This is a genomic window from Devosia sp. (assembly GCF_036676215.1).
Classification (GTDB): Bacteria; Pseudomonadota; Alphaproteobacteria; order Rhizobiales; family Devosiaceae; genus Devosia.
The window spans coordinates 1-5,994 of sequence record NZ_JAKFDJ010000060.1; the positions used below are offsets into that span (position 1 = coordinate 1).

The window sequence follows — 5,994 nt, forward strand, 5'->3', positions numbered from 1 at the left end:
CGGTTGACGATATCGAGCGCGTTGGACGAGGTGCAGCAGACATCGGTCACGGCTTTCACTGCCGCCGAGGTGTTGACATAGGTCACCACCGGCACGCCCGGATATTTCTGCTTCATCATCAGCACGTCATCGGCCGTGATCGAGGAGGCCAGCGAACAGCCGGCGCGGCTGTCGGGGATGAGCACGGTCTTTTCCGGGTTCAGCAGCTTTGAGGTCTCGGCCATGAAATGCACGCCGCATTGCACGATCACCTGCTGGCGCACCTTGGTGGCCTCGATGGCCAGCTGCAGGCTGTCGCCGACAATGTCGGCGACGCCATGATAGATCTGCGGCGTCTGGTAATTATGGGCAAGGATGACCGCATCCTTTTCCTGCTTCAGCCGGTTGATCTGGAAGATCAGCGGCGCATAGAAGGCCCATTCGATCTCGGGGATCTTGTCGCGCACCCGATCGAACACCTTCTCGGTGGCCCGCTCGATGGCCTTGGAGAATTTGAGGTCGAAATGCTGGGACAGGATGGCGCGCGCCTCGTCGAGAGGCGTAATCGCGTTGATCGTCTGCACCATTGGACTATCCCTCCCGAAGTCGTGGCGGAACCTAGGGATTTTTTCCGGGCTTTTCAATGAACGGGGTTGCGTCAATTTTGCCAAGCTCCTAACCGTTCCCCAACAGCACCGAGGACCGACCATGCCGCAAGACACCGCCGCCATCCGCTCCATCCTCTCGCTTGCCCCGGTCGTTCCGGTGATCATTCTCGATGATGTGAGCCAGGCCAGGCCGCTGGCCGAAGCCCTGGTCGCCGGCGGGCTGCCCATCCTTGAGGTCACTTTGCGTACGCCCAATGCCCTCAGGGTGATGGAAGAGATGGCCAAGGTCACCGGCGCCATCGTCGGTTCGGGCACGGTGCGCACGGCGCTGCACATGAAGCAGTCGGTCGATGCCGGCTGCCGCTTCATGGTGTCGCCCGGCATTTCCCCGCGTATCCTGGACGCTGCGGACGATATCGGCATTCCGCTGCTGCCCGGCATTGCCACGCCCAGCGAGGCGATGACGGCGGCCGAGCGGGGCTATGGCTTTCTCAAATTCTTCCCGGCCGAAGCCAATGGCGGCGCGCCGGTGCTCAAGGCCTTCGCCTCGCCCCTGCCCGACATCACCTTCTGCCCCACGGGCGGCATCGATCCGGCCAAGGCCAAGGTCTATCTCGGCCTCCCCAATGTGATCTGCGTGGGCGGCAGCTGGATCATGCCCGCCGATGCGCTGGCGGCCAATGACTGGAGCCGCATCGAGGCTTTGGCCCGCGAGGCCAGCGCGCTGCGCGGCTGATGCGGCGACTCGGGGCGGCACTGACCATGGTCGGGCTGCTGGCGGGTGCGGCCCAGGCCGAAACCGTCCATATCGCCGTCGCCGCCAACTTCACGGCCGCGGCTGAGCAACTGGCAGCGCTGTTCACAGCCGAGACCGGCCATGAAGTGACCTACAGCTTCGGCGCCACGGGCCTGCTCTACACCCAGATCAGCCAGGGCGCGCCGTTCGAGCTGCTGCTCGCCGCTGACGACCAGCGGCCGGCCCGGGCCGTCGCGGAGGGGTTCGGGGTCGCGGGCACGGTCTTCACCTATGCCATTGGCGCTCTGGCGCTCTACAGCACTTCGCTCGATATGAGCAACGGACAGGCGGTGCTCAGCGGCGGCGGGTTCGACAAGCTCGCCATCGCCGATCCGGAAACCGCGCCCTATGGCAGGGCTGCTGCTGAGACCATGGCAGCGCTGGGCCTCAGCGAAGCGATCACGCCGAAACTGGTGACCGGCGAGAATGTCAGCCAGACGCTGCAATTTGTGGAAACCGGCAATGCCGAACTCGGCTTCGTCGCCGCCAGCCAGGTGATCGGCAAGGCAGGCGTCTGGATCGTGCCGGCCGATCTCTACGACCCGATTCGGCAGGACGCCGTGCTGCTCAGAACCGGCGAGGCCAATCCGGCCGCCATCGCCTTCATCGACTTCCTTAGAAGCGCAGCGGCCATCGCCGTGATAGAAGCATCCGGCTATTTCGTCGAGTAACGGACACGCGGGATGAGCCTTGCCGACATCTGGACGCCGGTCAGCCTGACGCTGAGCCTGGCCACCATCAATACGCTCGTGCTGCTGGTGCTCGGCACGCCGATTGCCTGGTGGCTGGCGCGCAGCAGGAGCCGCTATCGCGAACTGGTGGGCGCGCTGGTCGCCATGCCGCTGGTGCTGCCGCCGACGGTGCTGGGCTTCTACCTGCTGATCGCCCTGGGCCCGAACGGACCGGGCGGCTGGATCGCCGCGCTGTGGGGCGGACGGACGCTGGCCTTCTCGTTCACCGGCCTCGTCATCGGCTCGTTTTTCTATTCGCTCCCCTTCATGGTGCAGCCGCTGCGCAACGGCTTTGCCGCCATCGGCGAGGAGCCGCTCGAGGCGGCTGCGACGCTGGGCGCCTCGGGCTGGCAGCGCTTCTGGCGCATCGCCCTGCCGCTGGCGCGACCGGGCTTTATCACCGGCGCGGTGATGACCTTTGCCCATACAGTGGGCGAATTCGGCGTCGTGCTGATGATCGGCGGCAATATTCCGGGCCAGACCAAGGTCATCGCCATCGCGCTCTACGACCATGTCGAACGCCTGCAATGGCAGGAGGCGCATGTCATCGCCCTGGGCATGGTGATTTTCGCCTTCGTGGTCATCGCGGTGACGCTGAGCATCGACCGGCGGGTGAATGTGCCTATGCCCTAGGGACGTGCCAAAGCGCCGCCTGCAATGCGGTTTTCAAGAGAACGGTGATGGCGAGACCGCAGTCTCGATTGGGTAGTCAAAAATGTGAGGCTGAAGTCTCGCCATCACGCCGGGATTTTTCACACACGCATCGAGCGGCCGCCCTTTCGGGTTGGGCGGTGCAGATTTCGGCGGCTGAGCCCTGGTCGTCGGCTCCCACCCCGTCACCCGCCGCCCGGCCGGTGGTCAGCATCCATGCGGGAGCCTGGCGACCCATGCTCCCCGGCAGTCTTGCCCGCTCATCACTCGTCATGATCGCGCTCTGGCGGGTAGATGGGGACATTGTGCATCAGGTTTTTGCAGGTGGGGATAAGTTTGTGGTGATCGTCGGAGATCCCACCAAATCCGGCCGTCACACGAGGCTTGATCCGGGGGGATGACACTGGACTGGTGGGCAGGATCTCGCAGTCGACACCCTCCCCCCTTGCGGGGAGGGATCAAGGGTGGGGGGTGATTGGCCCGCATATCGGGGCCAACCGCCACCCCCTCCCAACCTCCCCCGTCAAGGGGGAGGTGCCGCGCGGTGGGCGTGCGAGATTGTGCCCTGAAGGCTCGTCCGCCATCCACATACATTCTAGCATGGGGAGCGCAGCACCCCTCACCCCGCCCCTCCGCTGAACGCGTCGGGGCGACCCTCTCCCTCAAGGGGAGAGGGGGGGCCGCGGTGGGCGGGGAACAGCAGGGGCAAATCGCTACCCCAAGCAGCTCTTGCCACCCGACCGACCTTCCCTTCAAATGCGGCCAACCGGGAGGAACGGCATGGCTATTGGCGGCGACGCGCTCGAATTCATCGACAAGAAATTCTACGATCTGACCATCGGCATTGCCGCGCTCGAAGTGCTCTATGATGGCTGCCGCTGGGCCGAGGGGCCGGTGTGGTTCGGCGACGGCAATTTCCTGGTCTGGAGCGACATTCCCAATAACCGCATGCTCAAATGGGTGCCTGACCTCGGCGTCACTGCGTTCCGCACCCCCTCCAACTACGTCAACGGCAATACCCGCGACCGGCAGGGTCGGCTGATCTCCTGCTCGCATGGCGCCCGCGCCGTGCTGCGCACCGAATGGGACGGCACGGTGACCACACTGGTCGACCGCTATCAGGGCAAGCGCCTCAATTCGCCCAATGACGTGGTGGTCAAATCCGACGGCACGATCTGGTTCACCGACCCCAGCTACGGCATTCTCAGCGACTATGAGGGCTACAAGTCGGACCAGGAACAGGCTGGCTGCTTTGTCTATCGCTTCGATCCGGCAAACGGCACGCTGACTGTGGTGGCCGACGACTTCGCCAAACCCAATGGGCTGGCCTTCTCGCCGGACGAGTCGGTGCTCTACATTTCAGACACCGGCCGCAGCCACGATCCCGATTGGCCCGCCCATATCCGCAAATTTGCTGTCAACGGCGCCAAGCTGACCAATCCGGGACTGTTTGCCGATATCGATTCCGGCCTGCCCGACGGCTTCCGGCTCGATACCGAAGGCAATGTCTGGACCAGCGCCGGGCTGGGCGTGAATGTCTACAACGCGGCCGGCGCCCTGCTCGGCCGCATCAAGACCGGGGCCAAGACGTCAAACGTCGCCTTCGGCGGGCCGCGCCGCAACCGGCTGTTCATCACCTGCAGCCAGTATGTGATGGCCACCTATGTGAGCGCGACGGGGTTGCAGCAGCCTTGAAGCTCGACCCGACCGCCTACATCGGGCAGAATCTGCGGCTCGAACCAGTCCCGTCGCTTCCGGAGATCGTGCTCTACACGGCCCATCCCGGCAGCCGCCTGTCGCGGCTGGCCGATCCTCACGACGACGACCCACCGGCGCCCTATTGGGCCTATCAATGGGCGGGTGGACTGGCGCTGGCGCACCATTTCGTGGCGCATCCCCGATTGGTGGCCGGCAAGCGCGTGCTTGATCTCGGGGCGGGATCGGGCCTGGTCGGCATCGTCGCGGCCAAGGCCGGAGCAAGGGTTAGCGCGGCGGAGATCGATCCGAACGGACGGGCGGCCATCGGGCTCAATGCGGCGGCGAATGGAGTGCCGATCCAGGCGGTCGAGATTGACATTGCGGATGCGGCACCGACCGGCTTCGACCTGATCGCGGCCGGCGACGTATTCTACAATGCCGATGTGGGTCGGCTCATGCTGCCGTTTCTCGAACGCTGCGCAGCGGCGGGAATGGAGGTGTTGGTCGGCGATCCGGATCGGCGTGATTTGCCGGTCGAACGGCTGCAACGCCTGGCATCCTATGCGGTGGGGGATGTTGGAGATGTCCGGGCGAGCACTGAGCGGGTGGGGACGGTCTACCAGCTGGCGCCCTGAGACAGCGTCATGCCTATAGCGTTCCGCGAACCTCGAATCCTGATGGCCTTTCGTCCGTATCGGAGATCGCCACATCGGTGACCCGCGCCATGCCCGGGCCGTCCCTGCACGCCTCCAGCATAGCGCCGACAGCGTCGTCTTCGCCCCAGAACACCGCCTCGACCGACCCGTCGTGCCGATTGCGCACCCAGCCCCCCAAGCCGCGCGACACCGCTTCCGCCTCGACCCAGAGGCGAAAGCCGACGCCCTGGACGCGGCCGGTTATGACCACATGGGCGCTGCGCATTGCATCACCCCTTCTTCGCCTTTTTCGGCTTGGGTGCCGGCAGATCGTCCGCCGTGGTCTTGACCAGCCCGGCGAGCCAATCCGCGTCGTCCCAGCGGTCGCCCTCGATCAGGAAATACGGCTTGGCCCCCGGAAAGGGCGAGCCGTCCGTCACCTCGCCCAGATAGTCCCGCCCCGCCTGGGTCGGCTTGACATAGAGCTGGTCGTCGCAGACCAGCGCCATGATCTTGCCGTCGCAATAAAGGCCATACTCGCCGAACATCTTCTTCGCCGTCATCGTGCCGGCATCGGCGCTCTGTTCGAGAATGTAGTCGACCGTCTTCTGCTGGCTGCTCACATCACCGCCCCGACCTGCCAAGGCACGAATTCATTGTCGCCATAGCCCAGCTCTTCCGACTTGGTGCGCTTGCCCGAAGCAATGTCGATGAGCATGTCGAATATCTGCTGGCCCTTGTCCTCGATCGACACACCCTCGACGATGTCGCCACAATTGATGTCCATGTCCTCGGTCATGCGGGCATACATGTCCGAATTGGTGGCGAGCTTCATCGAAGGCACCGGCTTGCAGCCATAGGCCGAGCCGCGCCCGGTGGTGAAGGCCAGGATATTG

8 protein-coding genes and 1 pseudogene are annotated in these 5,994 nt (G+C 64.6%); 5 read left to right on the forward strand and 4 right to left on the reverse strand.

Annotated elements, in window-relative coordinates; translation table 11 throughout:
• Positions 1 to 566 (reverse strand): quinolinate synthase NadA (gene nadA / locus V6M52_RS05650; RefSeq protein ID WP_332700299.1); only part of this gene is annotated, 566 nt, incomplete at its 3' end.
• A 121-nt stretch (positions 567 to 687) separates the two neighbouring features.
• Between nadA and eda the strand changes: the two genes are divergently transcribed.
• The 5 genes from eda to V6M52_RS05675 all read left to right on the forward strand — a co-directional run bounded on the left by eda (position 688) and on the right by V6M52_RS05675 (position 5,098).
• Complete coding sequence (gene eda / locus V6M52_RS05655) at positions 688 to 1,323, forward strand: bifunctional 4-hydroxy-2-oxoglutarate aldolase/2-dehydro-3-deoxy-phosphogluconate aldolase (protein WP_332689340.1); 636 nt, start codon at positions 688 to 690, stop codon at positions 1,321 to 1,323.
• Entirely contained in the window at positions 1,323 to 2,054 is a 732-nt protein-coding gene (gene modA / locus V6M52_RS05660) for a molybdate ABC transporter substrate-binding protein (protein WP_332700301.1), read from the forward strand. The genes eda and modA overlap by 1 nt, the downstream gene beginning before the upstream one ends.
• A 12-nt stretch (positions 2,055 to 2,066) precedes the next feature.
• A complete protein-coding gene (modB, locus tag V6M52_RS05665; protein WP_332700303.1) occupies positions 2,067 to 2,747 on the forward strand; it encodes a molybdate ABC transporter permease subunit in 681 nt (226 codons plus the stop codon).
• 798 nt (positions 2,748 to 3,545) lie between these two features.
• A complete protein-coding gene (locus tag V6M52_RS05670; RefSeq protein ID WP_332700306.1) occupies positions 3,546 to 4,460 on the forward strand; it encodes an SMP-30/gluconolactonase/LRE family protein in 915 nt (304 codons plus the stop codon).
• On the forward strand, positions 4,457 to 5,098 hold the full coding sequence (locus V6M52_RS05675) for a class I SAM-dependent methyltransferase (protein ID WP_332700308.1): 642 nt from the start codon (positions 4,457 to 4,459) through the stop codon (positions 5,096 to 5,098). The genes V6M52_RS05670 and V6M52_RS05675 overlap by 4 nt, the downstream gene beginning before the upstream one ends.
• A 13-nt stretch (positions 5,099 to 5,111) precedes the next feature.
• On the opposite strand, the gene V6M52_RS05680 is transcribed toward V6M52_RS05675, so the two are convergent.
• From V6M52_RS05680 to V6M52_RS05690, 3 genes and pseudogenes are all read right to left on the reverse strand, one after another.
• Positions 5,112 to 5,384: an acylphosphatase gene (locus V6M52_RS05680; RefSeq protein ID WP_332690434.1), complete on the reverse strand. Its 273-nt coding sequence runs from the start codon at positions 5,382 to 5,384 to the stop codon at positions 5,112 to 5,114.
• A 4-nt stretch (positions 5,385 to 5,388) separates the two neighbouring features.
• Positions 5,389 to 5,721: a TfoX/Sxy family protein gene (locus tag V6M52_RS05685; protein ID WP_332690431.1), complete on the reverse strand. Its 333-nt coding sequence runs from the start codon at positions 5,719 to 5,721 to the stop codon at positions 5,389 to 5,391.
• Positions 5,718 to 5,994, reverse strand: a pseudogene (locus V6M52_RS05690) (altronate dehydratase); the annotation flags it as partial. The pseudogene V6M52_RS05690 and the gene V6M52_RS05685, both read right to left, overlap by 4 nt.